Annotated in this window: 9 protein-coding genes and 4 pseudogenes; 2 read left to right on the top strand and 11 right to left on the bottom strand. The window is 36.7% G+C overall.

Features of this window, described 5'->3' with window-relative positions; all coding sequences use genetic code 11:
• Positions 1-520 precede the first annotated feature (520 nt).
• The 6 genes and pseudogenes from feoB to L3081_RS07115 form a co-directional block, all read right to left on the bottom strand.
• Positions 521-2674: pseudogene (gene feoB / locus L3081_RS28955) on the bottom strand (ferrous iron transport protein B).
• A 76-nt stretch (positions 2675-2750) separates the two neighbouring features.
• Entirely contained in the window at positions 2751-2975 is a 225-nt protein-coding gene (locus L3081_RS07135) for a FeoA family protein (RefSeq protein WP_242284462.1), read from the bottom strand.
• 353 nt (positions 2976-3328) lie between these two features.
• Positions 3329-5660, bottom strand: a pseudogene (gene parC / locus L3081_RS07130) (DNA topoisomerase IV subunit A).
• 148 nt (positions 5661-5808) lie between these two features.
• Positions 5809-6320, bottom strand: a pseudogene (locus tag L3081_RS07125) (diguanylate cyclase); the annotation flags it as partial.
• Between the two features lie 716 nt (positions 6321-7036).
• Positions 7037-8956, bottom strand: a complete 1920-nt coding sequence (locus L3081_RS07120) for a tetratricopeptide repeat-containing diguanylate cyclase (protein WP_242284460.1) — start codon at positions 8954-8956, stop codon at positions 7037-7039.
• A gap of 539 nt (positions 8957-9495) precedes the next feature.
• Entirely contained in the window at positions 9496-12462 is a 2967-nt protein-coding gene (locus L3081_RS07115; protein ID WP_242284459.1) for a TonB-dependent receptor, read from the bottom strand.
• 429 nt (positions 12463-12891) lie between these two features.
• On the opposite strand from L3081_RS07115, the gene L3081_RS07110 reads away from it, so the two are divergent.
• Complete coding sequence (locus L3081_RS07110) at positions 12892-13734, top strand: GntR family transcriptional regulator (RefSeq protein WP_242284457.1); 843 nt, start codon at positions 12892-12894, stop codon at positions 13732-13734.
• A gap of 413 nt (positions 13735-14147) precedes the next feature.
• Here L3081_RS07110 and parE read toward each other — a convergent pair.
• The 5 genes and pseudogenes from parE to L3081_RS07085 form a co-directional block, all read right to left on the bottom strand.
• Positions 14148-16038: pseudogene (parE, locus tag L3081_RS07105) on the bottom strand (DNA topoisomerase IV subunit B).
• Positions 16039-16080: 42 nt separating this feature from the next.
• Positions 16081-16671, bottom strand: a complete 591-nt coding sequence (locus L3081_RS07100) for a YqiA/YcfP family alpha/beta fold hydrolase (RefSeq protein ID WP_242284455.1) — start codon at positions 16669-16671, stop codon at positions 16081-16083.
• Between the two features lie 68 nt (positions 16672-16739).
• On the bottom strand, positions 16740-17498 hold the full coding sequence (locus L3081_RS07095; RefSeq protein ID WP_242284454.1) for a metallophosphoesterase: 759 nt from the start codon (positions 17496-17498) through the stop codon (positions 16740-16742).
• A gap of 18 nt (positions 17499-17516) precedes the next feature.
• Positions 17517-17945 (bottom strand): DUF1249 domain-containing protein, encoded by a 429-nt coding sequence (locus L3081_RS07090; protein ID WP_242285631.1) that lies wholly within the window; start codon positions 17943-17945, stop codon positions 17517-17519.
• 98 nt (positions 17946-18043) lie between these two features.
• Complete coding sequence (locus L3081_RS07085) at positions 18044-18679, bottom strand: NUDIX domain-containing protein (protein ID WP_242284453.1); 636 nt, start codon at positions 18677-18679, stop codon at positions 18044-18046.
• 165 nt (positions 18680-18844) lie between these two features.
• Here L3081_RS07085 and tolC point away from each other — a divergent pair, with 165 nt between their 5' ends.
• Positions 18845-20209 (top strand): outer membrane channel protein TolC, encoded by a 1365-nt coding sequence (gene tolC / locus L3081_RS07080; protein WP_242284451.1) that lies wholly within the window; start codon positions 18845-18847, stop codon positions 20207-20209.
• Positions 20210-20244 lie beyond the last annotated feature (35 nt).

Raw genomic sequence — 20244 nt, 5'->3', positions numbered from 1 at the left:
TGATGTAATTGATCAAGTGTTAACTCTCCTTTTTGCAAGAGAAATAGAGAAATAGTCTGAAACTGATATGATTAATCGAATTTTGCTCGTTGCGACATTAGCGATATATATTACTAATCTCGCTAACTATGTGATCCTTTCTACTTGCAAAAACCTCCAACTACATCGTTATTTATTTAATAATTAGAACAACTCGTTATTAAATAAATGCCTTGTATTTGGCAATTTTTTCTACCTATAAAATAGATCACCTAATTAATGAAACTGTTACAAGAGTAAGTTTAGCAGATTTTTCTACAGAGATTTTGACATAAATCACAAAATTATTGGTATCTAAATTGATGCGAGTAACCTTTTCTTTCCTAATAATAGAAAAAGGTGCATCGATTTAAAATAACAGATTAGCCCGCAAACGAGAAAAATACCAGTGTCACGCTAGTCAAATAGTGAATTTTATGACTAGCGTTAAGTCCACACAATACATTATAATTGAGATATTAGTTAACAAATCGCCTATCTGTTATGAATACCTTACAGAGATAGGGATAGTGAGCACCTTCCGGCCTTGATGTTTTAACCAAAAATATATACCCGCAAAACACGCAAAAACAACTGCGATTGAGATACTTGCCATTAACGGAGCAACGAAAAAATTACCTATTTGAAAACACAATGTCGCCATTAAATAAGCCAGTGAGAAACTCCAAATGGCTGCAAATCCGGCCCAACGACCACCTACTTCATTTTTTATTGCCCCCATAGCTGCAACACAAGGGGTATATAAAAGAATAAAAAGTAAATAACTAAAGGCACCCAACTGCCCAAAGAACGCGGCTTGCATTACTTGATAAGTACTTAATTCAACATGTTGTTCTTTAGCAACAGTAGCTAAGTCACTTAAATCACCCACATCAATACCATGGGATCATCTGGAGCAATACCGAGTAAGTTCTCTTTTATGCTCGCGGTTGCCTCATGCCAACTATCAATAAGTGAAGGTTCAGCTTGGTCATCTACATTTTGAGGAGAGTACAAACTATTAAAAGTAGCAACGAGTACTTCCTTAGCAAAAATACCTGTAATAATGCCTACACCGGCTTGCCAGTTTTCTTCTTTAATACCCATAGGCGTTAGTATTGGCATAACAACTTGTGCACTTCGACTCAAAATTGATTTTTCGCTGTCTTGATGACCAAAGCTACCATCGGTACCAATTGAATTTAAAAAGTTAAGTAAACACACCACGATAACAATTGTTTTACCACTCCTGTTACAAAGCCATAAGTACGGTGCCATACACGTTTACTAATAGCCTTAATCTGAGGTACTTCATAAGGCGGCAACTCCATAATATTAAGAGAGCTAGTGCCAGATAAGACTGTTTTTTTGAGTAAAAATCCAGTAAAAATAGCGGCGGCAATACCAATTAAATATAAAAGAAAAACTAGATTTTGCCCACTATCAGGAAAAAAGCAGCAGCAAATAATGCATATACAGGTAGCCGTGCACCACAAGACATAAAAGGTGACATCATAATAGTGGTTATGCGTTCTCTTTCACTATCAAGTACTCTAGCTGACATAACCGCAGGTACCGTACAGCCAAAACCGACAATTAACGGCACAAATGCTTTACCTGGTAATCCTATTTTTTGCATGACATTATCAACAACAAAGGCAGCACGTGCTAAATACCCTGAGTTTTCAAGTAAAGATAAACCAATAAATAAACAAGCGATAACAGGTATAAATGTCGCAACGGTTTGTATACCGCTTCCAACCCCTTCAATAATGGTTAGAATCCACTGAGGCAAACCGAGAGGCTCAAGATAATGCAACGGATATGAGACAAATATTGCCTCACTTAATATATCAAAAAAGTCAATAAAGGCACTACCCACATTAATCGCAAACATGAAAAGTAGATACATCATGCCTAAAAACACGGGAACACCAATAATAGGGTGTAATACAATATTATCTAATGTGTCTGAAAGACGTGCCCCCCCACCAGAAGTACTTACACGACCAATAATATCCGCCACATAATTTTGTCTTGCTTGAATAGCTGACAGGCTTTCAACTTTCTGCTCATTAACCGTCTTGGTCTTATTATTCAAATCACACGTTAACAGTGTTTTGTCTATTAAACTTAAGGATTTTTTGTCTTGCGCACTAATAGCAACAACAGGGCAACCTAGTTCTTCGCTGAGTTTATTTGTATCAACCCATTGATGTGTTTTTCTATCCACTTTATTCAGCACGATAATCATCGGCACACCCAATTCTAGTAATTGCGTGGTAAGATAAAGCTGACGACTTATTTGATTAATATCTATTACATTGATTAAACAATCGATATTGTTTTTTTGTATAAATTGCTGAGAAATAGTGAGATCTTGCCCTTGCTCACCTCGCTGAGTAAGTGAACTTAAACCAGGTAAGTCAGAAAGAAATGCATCGACTTGCCCCACTTGAAATGGCGATTTTTTAGCTGCTACTGTCACACCTGAGAAATTACCAACATTTTGTTTACGCCCATTTTTTTGACGTGATGTTAATAAATTAAATAGCGTGCTTTTACCTGAATTAGCAAAACCCACTAACGCATAGTGTGAGCCATTAGGTGGTAATGGTGCTCCTGAACACGATGAAGAATTAGAACAACAACTCATGAAAAAAACTCATATAAAATGTACTAAATGTGGCTTTAGGTAACATTGATTGGGATTTGAAGCCCTGATAAAATAATTAACTGACTGAAACTTTAATTTGCTCAGCTACAGAACGTTGTAGACTTATTTTTGTATTATGCAATCGATAAGCCAAAGGCCCATTGAAAGGTGCTTTATGCGCTAAAGCCACTTCAGTACGCAAACAAAAGCCTTGCTCTAATAAAAGTGCCGACAATGTTTCATCAAGTGGTAAGGCACTAATTTTTACAACTTGATTTTTTGCTACATCAACTAAGGTCATTTTTTTACCTTTACACTTCAGTTTTCACGGCTACTTTCTTAAAAGAATATAACCTGTAAACGCCTATCTAATGGAACATTCTCATCATCTTCAGTAAAGAGTATCTTGGTGCCCTATGTGCTATGAAAAGCACCTAGGATAACAAATCATTAATACCTATAAAGAAACACCTACAAAGATTAATGAGAATTACTATTGTTCTCATTCTACGCTCAAAACATACAATGTACAATCAAAACAAAACATGTTTGCTTTTTAATTGATATCGATCAAAAAATGTTTCAGGAGAGTGTCTCCTGAAACAAGTTGCAATCAATTTAGGGTTCAGTAACGGGTATATATCAGCCTATTGGCTATAGCGAATCGTCCTTAGATTCTATATTTTCATTTACTGTTGAATCATCAAGGGATGCATCGTCTGATACCAGTTTAGGTGCTTCAATTTCTATTTGATCTACACGTTGTAGCCCTCGAGGTAACTTATTCCCACGACGACCTCGTTCGCCACGATAATGCTCAATATCCGTTGGTTTTAAGGTAAGTTTCCGACGCCCTGCATGCAAAGTTATGGAAGCCCCTTCAGGTACAATGGTTAGCAAGCTAACATACTCTTCTCTAGACTTTGCTCGAGCGGAAGGGATATTAATAATTTTATTACCTTTTCCTTTACTCAATACAGGTAAGTTTTTCACAGGAAAAACTAACATTCGTCCTTCTGTTGTAATAGCTAAACATGAATCTGTATTAATATGTTCAATCAACTGTGGCGCTAATACCTTGGCAGCCTGAGGAAGGGAAATCAGTGCTTTACCATTTTTATTTCGACTGATCATATCGCTAAATGAACTCACGAAGCCATAACCGGCATCGCTCACAAGTAAGTACTTAGACTCGTCTTGCGCCATCACGCAATGTACAAAATTTTCCCCTGCGGATAAACTAAAGCGTCCCGTTAACGGCTCCCCTTGGCTTCTTGCTGTCGGTAATGTGTGGGCATCTGTAGTAAATGCTCTTCCTGAAGAATCAATAAAAGCGACAGGATTATTGCTGCGACCTTTTGCAGAACAGAGATAAGTATCACCTGATTTATAACTTAGTGCTGTAGCATCAATATCATGCCCTTTAGCACAGCGTGCCCGACCTTTATCTGAAACAACTACCGTTACAGGTTCGCTTGGCACTAGATCCTTTTCAGTTAGGGCTTTTGATTCGCTACGCTCAACTAATTTAGAACGGCGATCATCACCATACTCTTTAGCTGCCGATAGAATTTCTTTTTTCATCAGCGTATTCATACGAGCTTTTGAATTAAGAATTTTTTCTAAATAATCTTGTTCTTCACGTAATTCATCTTGCTCTGCGCGGATCTTAATTTCTTCAAGCTTGGCAAGTTGTCTTAATTTAATCTCTAAAATAGCGTGTGCTTGTATTTCAGATAACCCAAAACGCGTCATCAATTCAGCTTTAGGATCATCAAAAGTTCTAATGATCTCAATAACTTCATCAATATTTAAATAAGCAACCAATAAACCATCTAAAATATGTAAGCGAGCAAGTACTTTATCTAAGCGGTATTGCAAACGTCGACGCACAGTTTCTCTGCGGTATTCAAGCCATTCAGACAGTATTTCTCGAAGGTTTTTCACCGCGGGTCGATTGTCTAAACCAATCATATTTATGTTAACACGATAACTTTTTTCTAAATCAGTGCCGGCAAACAGATGCTGCATCAACTGCTCAATATCAACTCGGTTTGAGCGAGGAACCACAACTAAGCGTACCGGATTTTCATGATCAGACTCATCACGAAGATCGATTACCATTGGTAGTTTTTTCGCGGTCATTTGTCCCGCAATTTGTTCTAATATCTTACCGCCTGATGCTTGATGAGGTAAGGCAGTTATCACCACTTCGCCATGTTCTAGTTCATAAACAGCACGCATTTTTATGCTGCCACGCCCTGTTTGATATATTTTTTCAATATCACTTTTGGGTGTAATAATTTCGGCATCAGTAGGGTAATCAGGCCCTTTAACATACGTTAATAAGTCGGCAACCTCTGCTTTAGGTTCTTCAATTAGATGTACACAAGCATCCGCAATTTCACGCACATTATGGGGAGGAATATCCGTTGCCATTCCGACAGCGATACCCGTAATACCATTAAGCATAATATGAGGCAAACGCCTTCGGTAGTGTTTTTGGTTCGTTCATAGTGCCATCAAAGTTTGGCACCCAATCCACTGTGCCTTGTCCAAGTTCAGCAAGTAATATTTCACTGAATTTTGACAAACGTGATTCTGTATAACGCATTGCAGCGAACGATTTTGGATCGTCTGGCGCTCCCCAGTTACCTTGGCCATCAACCAAAGGGTAGCGATAAGAAAATGGCTGTGCCATTAGCACCATAGCTTCATAACACGCACTATCACCATGAGGATGAAACTTACCTAATACATCACCAACAGTACGCGCAGATTTTTTATATTTAGCGGTCGCTGATAACCCAAGCTCTGACATTGCATAAACAATACGCCGCTGCACAGGTTTTAAGCCATCGCCTATATGAGGCAAGGCTCTGTCCATAATTACGTACATTGAGTAGTTTAAATAAGCTTCTTCGGTAAAACGTCTTAGGGGAACCTGCTCTACCCCGTCTGGACTATATTCGAGCACATCAGACATGCAATGGTTTTCCTATTATCATAAACATTAATATCGCATCTATGGACGCGAACTATTTCTCGTAGTTGAACGTGATAAATATGACTAAAAATAGCTATATAAAACACAGCTTATCTGATTTTTATAGCCAAGTGAATTCAAAAAGTTAGTGGTGACGCCTTTCTTGATCTTCAACAATAGTTTCGTAACTCACTATTTGATTTCGGCCCCGCGCTTTTGCTTGATGCATTGCTAAATCGGCCGCATGTAGAATATCATCAAATTCTCTTTCCGTATCTTTTATATTAGCAACACCTAAGCTTACCGTAACATTTTGCTTAACGCCCAGTTCGCTATAATTATAGCGGGCTATTTTTTCTAATACTCGTACGGCAATAGCTTTTGCATGACTAAGATCTGAACTAGGCAAAATGGCAGCAAATTGTCCTCCCCCTAAGCGAGCAAAAACATCGCGAGAACGCATTGTTTCACTCACCAACTGTGCTATTTTCTTTAAAACCGCATCACCGCTGAATGCCCAAACTCATCATTAAGCAATTTGAAAAAATCGATATCAAATAATAAAACACTTAATTCAAGATTTTCTTCCTTCGCTTTTTTAACTAATACATGACCCGCTTTAAATAATGCCGCTCTATTTAACAAAGTAGTTAAGCTGTCAGTTTTTGCTAGGAGTATTAATTTTTTTCTTACTTTAAACTGACGCAAAAATAATAAGACAAAGAGTAAAATAGTCGAAAAAATTAACATGATTTTTTTCTGCAAATCTTGCTGTTGCTGTTTTACTGCATTAAGATGTAATGCCTTTAATTTATTTTGGTTTTCAAGCAATTCATTTTCTTGATTCTTATTGGCTACTTCATATTTTTTAGTTAATTTTTCAATCGTGTTCTCACGTTTTGTATCACTATAATCATTGTAATCATCAACAAAAGTTTTCTTATTTTCGTAAGCATTCTTATAGTCTTTTAGCGCGGCATAACTTGTGGCCTGCACTAAATAAGCATCAGAGAACAGGGGTAAGTCTAATTGCTTTTTCACGATATATTTGGTTAATAGTTTTGCCTTTTCAATAAGCGATATCACTGCATTATGTTGTTGTTCGTACTGTTTTATTTTTGCTTGCGCTAATAATAATAAATACTGTTCGGCATAATTAAACATGGTTCTATCTGTGGGTAAATTATTGATCAAGTATCGGGCTTGATTAGGATTTTGTGTTGCTAGTTCTGTCAAAGTGACGATATCTGGACGCACCGAGAGCTCGCTAACCTGAGTTAACGTTTGCCTTTCTTCTTTATCATTCGTTTCGGCAAATAAGCTATCACTAGACATACTCATACATAAACAAAGTAATATAATAAATAACTTTACCATTAGGTGCATACCTGATTCCGACCTTGAGCTTTAGCTAAGAACAGCAATTGATCAGCTTTATTAATTAGCATAGCTAAATCGAATCCTTCTTCATTGAGAAAATCAACACTGTTAGCGACACCAATACTAATACTAATATTAAAGGGTGCTTGTGACGCTTTAATATTGCCCCAATCATTTGTCTCAACTGAGCGTCTAAATCGTTCCGCAATCATTTTCGCTTGTTCAGAAGATGTATGGGGTAAAAAGGCAATAAATTCCTCTCCGCCAAAGCGACCAAAAACATCTGTTTTTCGCATAAACTCTTTACCCAATTCCACCACTTTTTTCAGTACAATATCCCCCTCACTGTGGCCAAATTGTTCATTTATTTTTTTAAAATAATCTATATCAATCATCAGAACACTAAAATTATTCTTTTTCATTTTAGCTTGATAGAATAATTTTTTTCCTTTTCTCATTACCTCATTACGATTAGCGATACCGGTTAACGCATCTAAACTAGAAGCTTTATATAATTTATGCTGCCCTTGCACTAACTTAACCAATAACCAGGCAAAAACTAAGGCTACAACAGCAATATAAAGTAAATATAATTTTTGCTGTTCTTGTTTTTCCTCTGCTTCTAATAATGTTATTTCTTGTAATGTTTGTTTGTTTTTTAAAACCTTCTTCTGTAAATCTGCCTCTTTTGCTTCTAGCGCCAAGCGTACTTCAGCAATAGATTGCGTATGCCTTTCATCCCGTAATGCTCGCGTTAATGACAACCGGTGATTTTGTAATTCATAGGCCTTCTGATAATGCCCTTGCTGAAAATATATTTTTGATTTTAGGTCTATAACGTTAATGTGACCCTGTTTTCTTAAGTGCCCTAAAGGTGCATGCAATGCGAATATATTTTCTACTTTGGCAATGCTGTTGAGCGCTTCATCAAACCGTTCAAGCTCAAATAACACAAACGCTTCGTCAATATAATATCGTCGTTCTGTATCGTATTGTTCAATATTCTCTAAATACTGCTTAGATAATAGTAAATATTGATAACTAGCCTCAGGGTTAGCTTCTTTTTTCTTAAGATTACCCCTCGATAAACCAGAATAAGTACTATACATAATTTGATTTATAGCAAACTCATCTATATTTCGTGCTTCATTAATGACGGTTTCAAACGCTTGAATGGCATCGTCGTATTGTTTTTCAGATAAATAATTAAGTCCCATATTAACCAATGAATTCAAGGACAAAACTGTTTTATTGGCATTTTTATAGTGTTGATAAGACTGCTGATAATAAACCATTGCTTGTTTATTTCTGTCCAGATGCGCATACAAAATACCTAACTCTGAGTTTACTGAACCTTTGAGTTTTTCATCAGTAGTTTGTTTGGCAATATTGTAAGCATCATTTAGAACAATTAACGAATTCTCATACCGACCAGTTAAATAGTAAATTGCGCCTAAATTGACTAACCCCCGAGCAGTTAACACATTATCATGTAGTGATTTAGCCAACTCTAAGCCGCTTTCATAATCTTTAGTCGCAAGTTCAATTTCACCAATACTTTCATTAGCAAACCCGCGATTATAAAGTAATTCAGAAATGAGTAAACTGGGGCTAGAAAGGTTTAAAGTTAGTGACAATCCCTCTGTGGTCAATTGTTTTGCTAAATGAAATTGACCTTGAGTAATATAGATATCAGTTAATAAGTCTAGGTAGGTTATTTTTTGTTTTAATGCTAGATCGTTAAAGTGGTCGCCATATTTTTTTAATTGAAGTTGCGCCGCCGGTGTATTGCTATCCACTAGCTTTTCAATATTTATAACCGCTTCGTCAAAGCCTTCAATCCCCTCCTCTACATTTTGAACCGCAGCCATCACACTCGCTTGGGCTGCTATCAAAGCATAAAAGAATGTGACCAAAATTCTTGTAAATAATTTAACCAAGAATACTAATTACCTAGAAATATGAGTATGAAACTAGTATAAAGCGATTATTAAAGAAAGCCAGTAAGAACAATCAATTGACTTTATGTTCTGTTTATTTAACCTGAGCTCGGTTTAAGACATGGTTAACTTTTTGAAAATAAAACATTAAAATTTCGGTTCACTTCTAGCTTGATAGTTTTACTACTTTAGCCCGCAAAATAAGCAAGGCTTATTTACGTGTTAATCGGACGCTATTGCAAGTGAATTTAACGCCGAAGTTAGTAAAAATAGCTACTAGAAGAACATTTATTTATGCCGAGCTGAGGTTATCTAGTAGCAAGAATTAAAAAGTGTGAGGCGTATTGAGGGCATAAACTTATATTTTCCCTCAAATACCACATCCATGTATTATTATTGTCAGAAAAGTAATAAGGGTACAAATTTTATTTGCTCTTACTTTTCTGACAAAACTCTAGGGTAGGATCAAGTGCCTATAGAGTACATAAAAATACTCAAGACACTTATTAATATCATTAGAACTTAGCACGAATACCAACGGTGAAACGACGGTCAGATTCACTAAATTTCCATTTAGATCCTAGCTCAGTTGAGAAGCTAATTGGCTCTGCGGTCAAGTTAGTTACATTACCCACTAAGGTAAAGTTTTCATTAATGTTCCAACTTGCAGAGAAATCTAATTGGCTTGCGTCATCACGATAATTATTCCCCGTTGTTGCATCATATTCTGGATCGGATGAGTCACTAGTAGAATTATCCAACACTTTTGAACCAATAGTCACAACGCGTTTTTCATTTTCACTATATAAGTATTTATCGCGGAAGGTGTAAGCTAAACGTAATGCAACATCTTCATATTCCCAGTAAATTTGTGCATTAAGCGTATTTTTAGAAATATCTAAAAGCGGATTACCATTGGGTTGTTCACTATCAGCATAGGTATAGTTTGCCAAGAAACCTAAACCAGACAATGCACCGGGTAAAAAGTCAAAGTTTTGTTGATATCCAAGCTCAAGGCCTTGAACCGTTCCGTTTTCACCATTAGTTTCTAGGCTTACATTGATACCCGTTCTACCCGCAGCATTTAAGGCATTAAATTCATCCAAATCATTTGTAGTAACAATTGACGAGGTTTCACTAGTTGCATCAGGACGAATACAAATATTATCAAATTCCGCTGTATTTTGTTCAGCTAAAGCCGCTGCATCATAACCACAGTAGGTTTCATTGGTTAAAAAGGATGCTACATCTTTGTAAAATAATGCTGCGGAAACCATATTACCCGCACCAAAATAATGCTCTACTGAAATATCATATTGAGTAGCTCGATAGGGTTCTAGTGCAATATTCCCACGACTAGCGTTAACAAATGAATTATCATAATCAAATGTTGGGCTAAGTTGACCAAAGTCGGCTCTACGCATTACTTTAGCTGCGGCAAAACGAACAAGGGTTTCGTCATTAAAATCCCACGTTACATTTAGGCTTGGTAAGAAATCATTATAATCAATAGTATCACTAACAATCACGCCATCTTGGTATGCTGCCGACGTAATCTCAGTGTTTAAATAACGACCACCGACAATGGCACGAACCTCATCAAAATCTAAATTAAATTGTAAATAAACCGCTGTGGTATCTTCAGAAATATCACGATATGCTGATTCTTCATAAGTTAAATTTGACGCTAAACTTCCCGTTGTTGCATAGTTAGTACCTGAAAGCATACTTTGTACTTTAGCAAAAGTACCTTCCGCATCTGACATTTGATTCGCATCAAAAACTCGATAAGTAAGAATGTCGTTTGGACCGGTAAAACCAGTTTGATCAAATGTATTACCATTGTTCACAACTTTAGTACTACCTGGATGCATAGCTTCTACTTCATCAAGCCAAATAGCGTAAGGTATGCCATCCTTAGTCATCTTATTGTAAAGATCTTTAGCATTATAGGCACTTTCGTTATATTCATAATCACGTGTGGTGGTACGTACACCTGCTTTTACTGCTGAAACCCACTCTAAACCTGCAGGCTCAGAATACACAACATCTAAACGTATCGCTTTTTCTTCATTGTCAGTTTTAGTGTGTTTATATTTGTATTCACGAAATGATAAATTATCAGGATCCGAGAAAATATCTGGATCTGCATAGGTTATACCCCACACATTATCACCATTACCAACAATTGTAGCAAGACTTGTATGAGTTGCTGAACCTGGCAAACTTGACGAACCATCCCAATTATCTGCCCATTCATCAAAAGCATCGTGATTAATGGCACGACCATTGAATTCTGTTTTCGGCTTAGTACTTTCTGATTTTGCTATAGAATATTCACCAGAGATAAGTAGTTTATCTGTAAAATACCACTCACCTCCAATAGCATTAGATATCGATTTAGTTTCCCGAAACTCATTCCATGCTTTCGGACTGGCAGAAACATTATCTATTTGAAAATTACGTAACTGACCATTTGAATCTTCATAAGTATCCGCTGTAGCAATGAAAGTACTACCGCCATCAAGTACTGAATAGGCGTCTTGAGAACCCGACCGGTCTGTTGAACTTAAATCCAAATAGAAATTACCTTGAGCAGATGCAGGTGCCCATTGTAAGCTTACATTTAATGCAGTACGTTCGCGGGTTTCAGTTTTTTCTTCAATTGTATTTTGATCGCCAATAATATACTTACCGCTTGGCGTATTAGCAGAGGCAGTATCAATCCCTTCTATCGACGTATGGTCGTATGCTTTTATACGGTTAAAGGCTTCGTCGCGACGTAACTCTCTGTCTTGATAAGCAACCATACCCATAATACCGAAAGTACCATTATCACCAAGATCCCAATTAGTACCAACAGAAGCACTAAATACTGGCGCTACATTTTCAACTTTATCCGCATATTCAGCATCAAGTGAAATAGCAGCAATTGTTTTTTCAAGCTCCAACGGACGGATAGTTTTCATGCTAATAGTTCCGCCTAATGCACCTTCTATCATTTCAGGGGTAGGAGATTTTACTACTTCAACAGCTTTTAAAAAACTTGCCGGAAAATCATCAAAACTTACACCGTTTCTATCGTCACCAACAGTAGAGCGACCATTGAGTTCAACACGGTTTTGAGGTAATCCACGAATAGAAACCGCATTGCCTACACCAAAATCACGACTGATTGAAACACCCGTGATACGTTGCAATGCTTCAGCAATGTTATTGTCTGGCAGCTTACCTATATCTTCAGCAACGATAGCATCTACGATACGATCATCAGTTCGCTTTAAAAGCGCTGCAGCTTTTAAACTTGAGAGCATACCGGTAACTTGTATCACTTCAATTTCAGCTTCAGCCTTGGAAATAGCTTCATCGGCAGCAAATGTAGGCATAGTTAACATTGATAATAATGCTGCCCCAAATAGGATCTCATTACGTTTTTTATTATTTGACTTACGATAGATCGAACTAATTTTATTCAGTTTCATTGTCATCCCCTAGTTTTTTATGTTTTAAGTACTTCTTTTTAATTTAATTGGCAATACCAATTGATGTACCACATAAATAATACCATCGTGGTTTTATGATGCTAATACAAAAAAATTGATATATCAATATTTTTGTATTAGACCAATAAATAAAATTGATATACCAAGAAGCTTACAATTCATCCAAAAACACAGTGGAAATATCAAAATTTTGGTAAAAAGCCCTTGTACCATCAAAATATTAGTATTAAACGTAATTTTCATGGATTCAGTAACCTACACCTACCTTACCAATTCACATACTTTACCAATTACCAAATATAAGAATATTTGTGAAAAATCCTTTCACTTGCAAAAATAATCATAAATAGATATAAAGTCAGCGATTACTTATCATCAATCTTTGCTTATAAAAGGGTTTTCTACTGAATGAACACACTCAATTTTGAAATTAAAAGTATCGATAACATAATAAATGCTTCTGACTTAACAAAAGAAGGGAGCTTAGTGGAGCAAATATATTCAATTTTACGCAAAAAAATTATTAACCTGTCTCTACTTTCTGAAACACCTTTAGTTGAAAAAGAAATCGCTGCTATTTTTGAAATAAGTAAAACTCCTGTAAGAGAAGCATTGATACGTTTAGCAAACGATGAACTAGTAAAAATAATGCCCCAAAGTGGTAGTTTTGTTGCTCCTATTAGTTTGGAACGATATTTTGAAGCATGCTTTATTCGAGGGAAATTAGAAGGGGGTTGTGTTGCACGTCTTGCTGAAAAAGGCATCACGTTATCTGAACAAGTGCAGTTGCAATCAATTATTACAAAACAAGAACAACTACTTAAAGAAATTTCAATTGCTGAAAGTGAACACGATAATGCACGTTTAATTGAAATTAATGAAACATTTCATCGCTCATTATTTGAATATCTTGGGTTATTAGGTGCATGGCGTTTGCTTGATAACTCAAAAGCTGCAATGAGTAGAGTTAAACATTTAAAAAGATTACTGGGCATAAAGCATAAAGAGACGGTAATTGAGGAACACACGAGAATAGTAGAAGCGATCATTAAGCGAGATCCAAAAGCCGCTGAAGCAGCAATGATCAAACATATTGGTGATGTAGATACTGAAATGGCTATAATTTCTCAAAATCCACAGTTCATTCAATCCATGAACGAATTCAATATGTTAGTTAACGAACAACGTAATCGTCAAAATGCTAGTAAATATAATGCTAAACGTTTTGTCAGTAAGCGTATGGTTTTTTAGTTTTACATAGATCTACCCGTAATTGTTAGCGCTTTTAATTACAAAATTTAACAGTGAATACGGAAAAAACCAAGCCCAATTGGTATAACAACAAAACTAATAACTGCTATACCATTTAGAACATCACACCTTTATATTGAATATCAATTATTGATAATTTGATAATTTGATAATCAATATCACTAACCTATCTATTGGTCATATCAACCAAGCTTCATTGGTTATTTCGAAACATTGTTTCGGTCAATATATTGAGCATTTATTTGAACATCGAAGTTATTATAATTAACTTGATAATTTTTTGCATTGACAGCAGTTGTACGGTATTTCCGGACAACTGCCTCTTCGACTAACTCACTGTCTTTAAGTAAACTACGGTTATGCTCTGATATCGTTTGTTTTAATCAAACATATTAAACAACAGCCAAATCACCCTTAGCTTGTAACCATTCTTTACGATCACCTGAGCGTTTTTTTGAAAGTAACATGTCCATCATTTCTATGGTTTCGCTGTGTTCTTCATCAAGTGCGGTAAGTTGTACCAAACGGCGAGTGTTAGCGTCCATGGTGGTTTCTCGTAGCTGAAGTGGGTTCATTTCACCCAAGCCTTTAAAACGTTGTACGTTGACTTTACCGCGTTTTTTCTCGGCTTCTATTCGGTCAAGAATGCCGTCTTTTTCAGATTCATCTAGGGCATAAAATACTTCTTTACCCACGTCAATTCTATACAGTGGTGGCATTGCCACATACACGTGCCCACTTGTACTAAGGGTAAAAAGTCTTGGGTGAACAAAGCGCACAATAAGGTGGCAATATGCAGTCCATCCGAGTCAGCATCGGCTAGAATACACACTTTACCGTAACGCAGTTCGGATAAATCGTCACTGTCTGGGTCAATACCTAGTGCAACTGAAATATCATGTACTTCTTGCGAGGCAAGTATTTGTCCTGACTCTACTTCCCACGTATTAAGAATTTTACCGCGTAATGGCATGATGGCTTGAGTTTCACGGTCCCGTGCTTGTTTTGCACTACCGCCCGCCGAGTCACCTTCGACTAAAAATAGTTCCGTACGTGATAAATCTTGACTACCACAATCTGTTAGTTTACCGGGTAAAGCAGGACCTTGGGTTATTTTTTTACGGACTACTTTTTTGCTAGCACGCAAACGTTTTTGTGCGTTGCTGATACAGAATTCAGCTAATTGTTCTGCTATATCTGTATGTTCATTAAGCCATAAACTAAAGGCGTCTTTTACTACGCCTGTAACAAACGCTGCACATTGACGTGAAGATAAGCGCTCTTTGGTTTGCCCCGCAAATTGTGGATCTTGCATTTTAATGGATAAAATATAGCTACATTTATCCCAAATATCATCGGGGGTTAACTTTAAACCTCGGGGTATTAAATGCCTAAATTCACAAAATTCACGCATAGATTCTAATAAACCTTGCCGTAATCCATTCACATGAGTACCACCGGCAACGGTTGGGATTAAGTTTACATAGCTTTCGCCGACACTTTCACCACCTTCAGGTAACCAAGTAACCGCCCAGTTTGCAGCTTCACTTTGTGCAGTAAATTCGCCAACAAAAGGTTGTTCTGGCAAACTTACATAACCTTGAACCGACTCTTTTAAGTAATCAGTTAGTCCATCTTCGTAACACCACTCGTACTTTTTATTGTCTATTTTGTCATGAAACTTAATGGTTAAGCCTGGGCACAATACCGCTTTTGCTTTTAATAAGTGAGTGAGCTTTAATACTGAAAATTTTGCAGAATCAAAATACTTAGGATCAGGCCAAAATTTCACCCTTGAGCCAGTATTGCGTTTACCTACCGTGCCAGTTTCCCTTAACTCTTCTACTTTATAACCATTTTCAAACGCCATTTCGTAGACTTTGCTGTCACGCCTAACCGAAACATCTACACGAGTAGACAACGCATTAACCACTGAAATACCTACACCGTGCAAACCACCCGAAAATTGATAGTTTTTATTAGAGAACTTGCCCCCGCGTGTAATTTACAAAAGATAAGTTCAACCCCTGAAACACCTTCTTCGGGGTGAATATCAATAGGCATTCCTCGACCATCATCAATTATTTCTAATGACTGATCGCTGTCTAAAATCACGCTAATATTTTGAGCATGTCCCGCAAGCGCTTCATCAACCGAGTTATCAATAACCTCCTGACCTAAATGGTTTGGTCGAGTTGTGTCAGTGTACATACCGGGACGGTGGCGAACGGGATCTAAGCCGCTAAGTACTTCAATGGAGTCTGAATTATATTGGTCTGTCATGATTTTATCTTTATCAACATTTTTGTTATTTATGTTTGAAACTTAGCTTAATTGAAAAAATTCAGCCATTATCGGCAGTTTTTGATCAAAACCAATGAAACTATGATCGCCACCCTGCTCAACGATTAAACGACAGTGCTGAAATTTGTCTACAGCTTCTTGATAATCTAACACTTCGTCACCTGTTTGTACCATAATTAGATAATTATTTTTTTGTTCGTCGTCAAAGGTGGGAGCAGTTTGCTCTATCATTTTAAGTTCAATCATATGCTGCGCGGTCACTTGATAAGTCGTATTGGTGTAAGTGTTTTTCTGTTCTCCAATATAAGTTTCAAGCAATGTGTAAGGTTTAATCGTCAAGTTAATAAGCACTGCACGCAATAGATATTTATTGGCTAAGTAGTGTGCAAAATAGCCCCCCAACGATGAGCCAATTAAGTACCAATCTTCATTACTCGCTGCGTCAATAATTTGCGTTAATTGGGCGATGGCCTCATTAGGTGAATTCGCTAATTGCGGACAAACAAAATTAATTTCAGGATAATGTTCCTCAAAATATTGGCGCGATAACATTGCCTTAAGCGATTGAGGTGATGAATTAAAACCATGAATATGAAGAATATTTTTTTGCATATTTATCTATTTACTTTTCCTATTATCAATAATCTATCGTGATATGCATGCCTGGTTAATAGGGTTACTTAAAGCGAAATAATATCACTACTGATTGCACCGTTATTCGCTAAATAAAACAATCGATAACTAGGTAGTATTGAGCCTAAATTTTCTTTAGTATCACCAAATTGTACTGAAGTTGCCGGGCAAGTGTACACCTCAACATTAAATTGAGTTAAATGCGTTGCTCTGTGCACATGCCCACAAGCAATCGCTTTAATGTTTATCTTGGCTTTATTTAATCGAACAATATTTTTCCAAAAGATATCTTGCTCTAATAATCCATGTTTATCAATGTAATACCCTACATTAACAGGGTGATGGTGCATCATTAACAATTGGTATTTATGCTCATCCATTTGGGCGGGCAATGCTTGTAAACATTGCTGATTGACTAAACCCGATGGTGTATCACTTTTACTGTCTAATAGCTGTATTTGCCAAAAATCATGATTAATAGTGTTGTTTGTATCAAAGTCAGGCCCTTTTAGGTACTTAGTCAGTAGCTCTCTATCGTCATGATTACCGGCTAAAAAATGCACAGGCACAGAAAGTTTTGCCTGTTTAATAGCTTGCACAAAATGTTGATAAGAAACTTCAGTGTGATCTTGCGTAAGATCACCAGTAAACACAACACAATCTATACTGTCACGTTGAGCAATATCAGCTAATACACGAGTTAAATTTTGCCAAACATCGGCACCAAAATGCTTGGCTTGTTTGTCAGCAAACAAGTGACAGTCGCTAAATTGGGCGATTACAAACGTTTTTTTTAGGTTTGACATTGTTTCATCATCTTAGGTTCAAAGCGCAACGTTAACTTGGCCATGCGCTAAACATAGGTGCAACCACTCATTTAGAAATTGGTTGATTTGTTGTTTTTCATCTTGTTGATGCATTTTTTTATTCGGGTAGTCGTAGCGCGGTTGTACTTGCGTAATATCTTGGCTGCTAATAACTTCAGCCATACGGGCATCATGATACAACCTGATAGTCATACGTGGTTGAAATGCTTTTGCAAAATTGGTCTCTGTATCACGTGTATGATTAAACGCTTTTGGTGTGAAAATCTTTTGTTTAAAAGTAATAAGCGATGTATAACGAGTTATCTCTTTTATAGTGATGCTGTAAGTTAAATAATCATTAATAAAAAAATGTCGTTGTTGATCAAGTTCAGTTTCATCCGCTTGTAGTTTTAATAATAATAAATAATTATTAGCACACAGGTTCATCAAACTAACGAGGTTAGGTTGATATTTTTTTTCGATTTACAGTACTGTTTGGAAAAAAACTCACTACGTTCCTTTGTTAGACCATTGTCCAACTTATTTTATAAAGTTTGGTAATTCATTGCTAACCATTGTAACCCAATTACCGTCGCGGCATTTGTGATTTTACCTTCGGCTAATAAAGCTAACGCCTCTACACGTGAAGCAATATGTAACAAGATATCTTCATTTTCATCGTCTAAACCAAAAATACTACCTGGAGAGACTAAAGTACTATCAAAAGGCGCCCAATATAAATAAATACACTCACTTGTACCTCCAGGGCTAGAAAGGTATTGCATTATAGGCTTAATATCCGAGGGATCTAATACTATATTTGCCTCTTCTTTCGTTTCTCTCACGGCAACATCAATGGGGCTTTCATCCTCATCAAACATGCCGGCAACAAATTCAAGCATCCAAGGGGTGTCACCCATGCGTAGGGCGCCAGTTCTGAACTGTTCCAATAACAATACATTGTCTTTAATTGGATCATAAAGCATAACAACTACCGCATCGCCCCGCTCAAAAACTTCTCTAGTAAATTCACCACTTACCTTACTTGAAAACAATTTATGCTGAAGGTGATATTCATTTAATTTAAAAAAACCATCATACTTTGTTTTAACCGCTGAAATAGTCACATCCTTTTGATCAAATTGCAGCATAGGTATAGGATTGGGTTTATCATCTTGCATAAATACTCTCTTTTTAATAATAATTTGTTACACTACCAAATACTTATTTTATTTAGTTAATTTTGAAATTTCTGTAACATAAGCTGATATAAAAAATGAAACGGTATTGATATATTATATCGCTATATAATACGGGAATAAATCTCCCCAAGGAAAGATCGACTCATGAAAAAAACATTAAGTACATTGATTATAGCTATTGCTAGTGCAATGGCAGCCACAAATGCCCAAGCTGATGATTTGTTGTCAGTCTATCAGCAAGCTTTATTAAACGATACTGTCGTTTTAAAAGCACAAGCACAATTTAACATTGTAAAAGAAGATATTGTTCAAGCGCGTTCAGCATTGCTACCACAGCTAAGTGGCTATGCTAGTTATACTGACGGCAGCTCAGAATCATACAACCCGCCTATTGAAACATTACCCAATGGCGTTATCAGCGAAACAGAGTATGACTCATTAAGTTATGGTGCAAATTTAAATATGCAACTTTACCATCATGACACTTGGTTGCGCTTAGGTATTGCAGAAAAATCAGCTCATCAAAGTGATTTGTCTTACCAAGTGGCAAAACAAGATTTAATTGTTCGTGTTACTCAAGCCTATTTCGCTTTATTAAGCACCAAAGATGATTTAGCTTTTGCTAAAGCAGAAAAAGCAGCCATTGCACGTCAATTAGAACAAACTAAACAGCGTTTTTCTGTGGGTTTAACCGCAATCACTGATGTACATGAAGCACAAGCCCAATATGATAATGCGGTAACTGAAGAAATCCGTGCTGAAAATGCTATTCTTAGTGCTGAAGAAGAATTACGTGTTATTACTAATACTTATCCTAGAGATATTAATGTATTGAATACTGCTCGTTTTAGTACGTCAACACCTACACCAAATAGTGCTGATGAATGGCAAAAAGCAGCAGAAGCCAAAAACTTAGATCTAATTGCTTCAAAAGTGGGTATTGAAATAGCGAAACAAACCATTAATTCGGCCCGCGCAGGCCATTACCCAACACTCGACTTAAGTGCCAGTTACAATAGAACTGATGGAGAATCAGAGACTAATTCCATCAACCTAAACACACCTATTTTAGATGATTATTCCGTTGGCGTAACCTTGAATGTGCCAATTTACTCAGGTGGCGCAATCGAAAGTAGCGTTCGTCAAGCGCAGAGTAATTTTGTGTTAGCCAGTCAAAATTTAATGCAAACACATCGCGCCGTTGTGCGTACTACCCGCAATGCCTATAACACGGTAATGACGACTATTTCAGGTATTAAAGCATTAGAACAATCAGTATTGAGTGCAACTAAAGCGCTAGAAGCAACCGAAGGCGGCTTTGAAGTAGGTACACGTACCATTGTTGATGTATTAGACAGTACACGTAATTTATACAATGCAAAACGTAATTTATCATCAACACGTTATGCTTATATTCAAAACGTTTTATTATTAAAACGTCTTTACGGTGGTACGATTACCGATGAAGATATTACAGCGATCAACTCAGGCTTAATTGCTGAACAGTAAAAACAATTCATTTCTTTGAAGCTAAACCGCATACT

The sequence above is a fragment of the Colwellia maritima genome, from assembly GCF_022669015.1.
Taxonomy (GTDB): Bacteria; Pseudomonadota; Gammaproteobacteria; order Enterobacterales; family Alteromonadaceae; genus Colwellia; species Colwellia maritima.
Note: the sequence above shows the minus strand (reverse complement) of the source record. Positions and strands in the feature narration are given on the sequence as shown.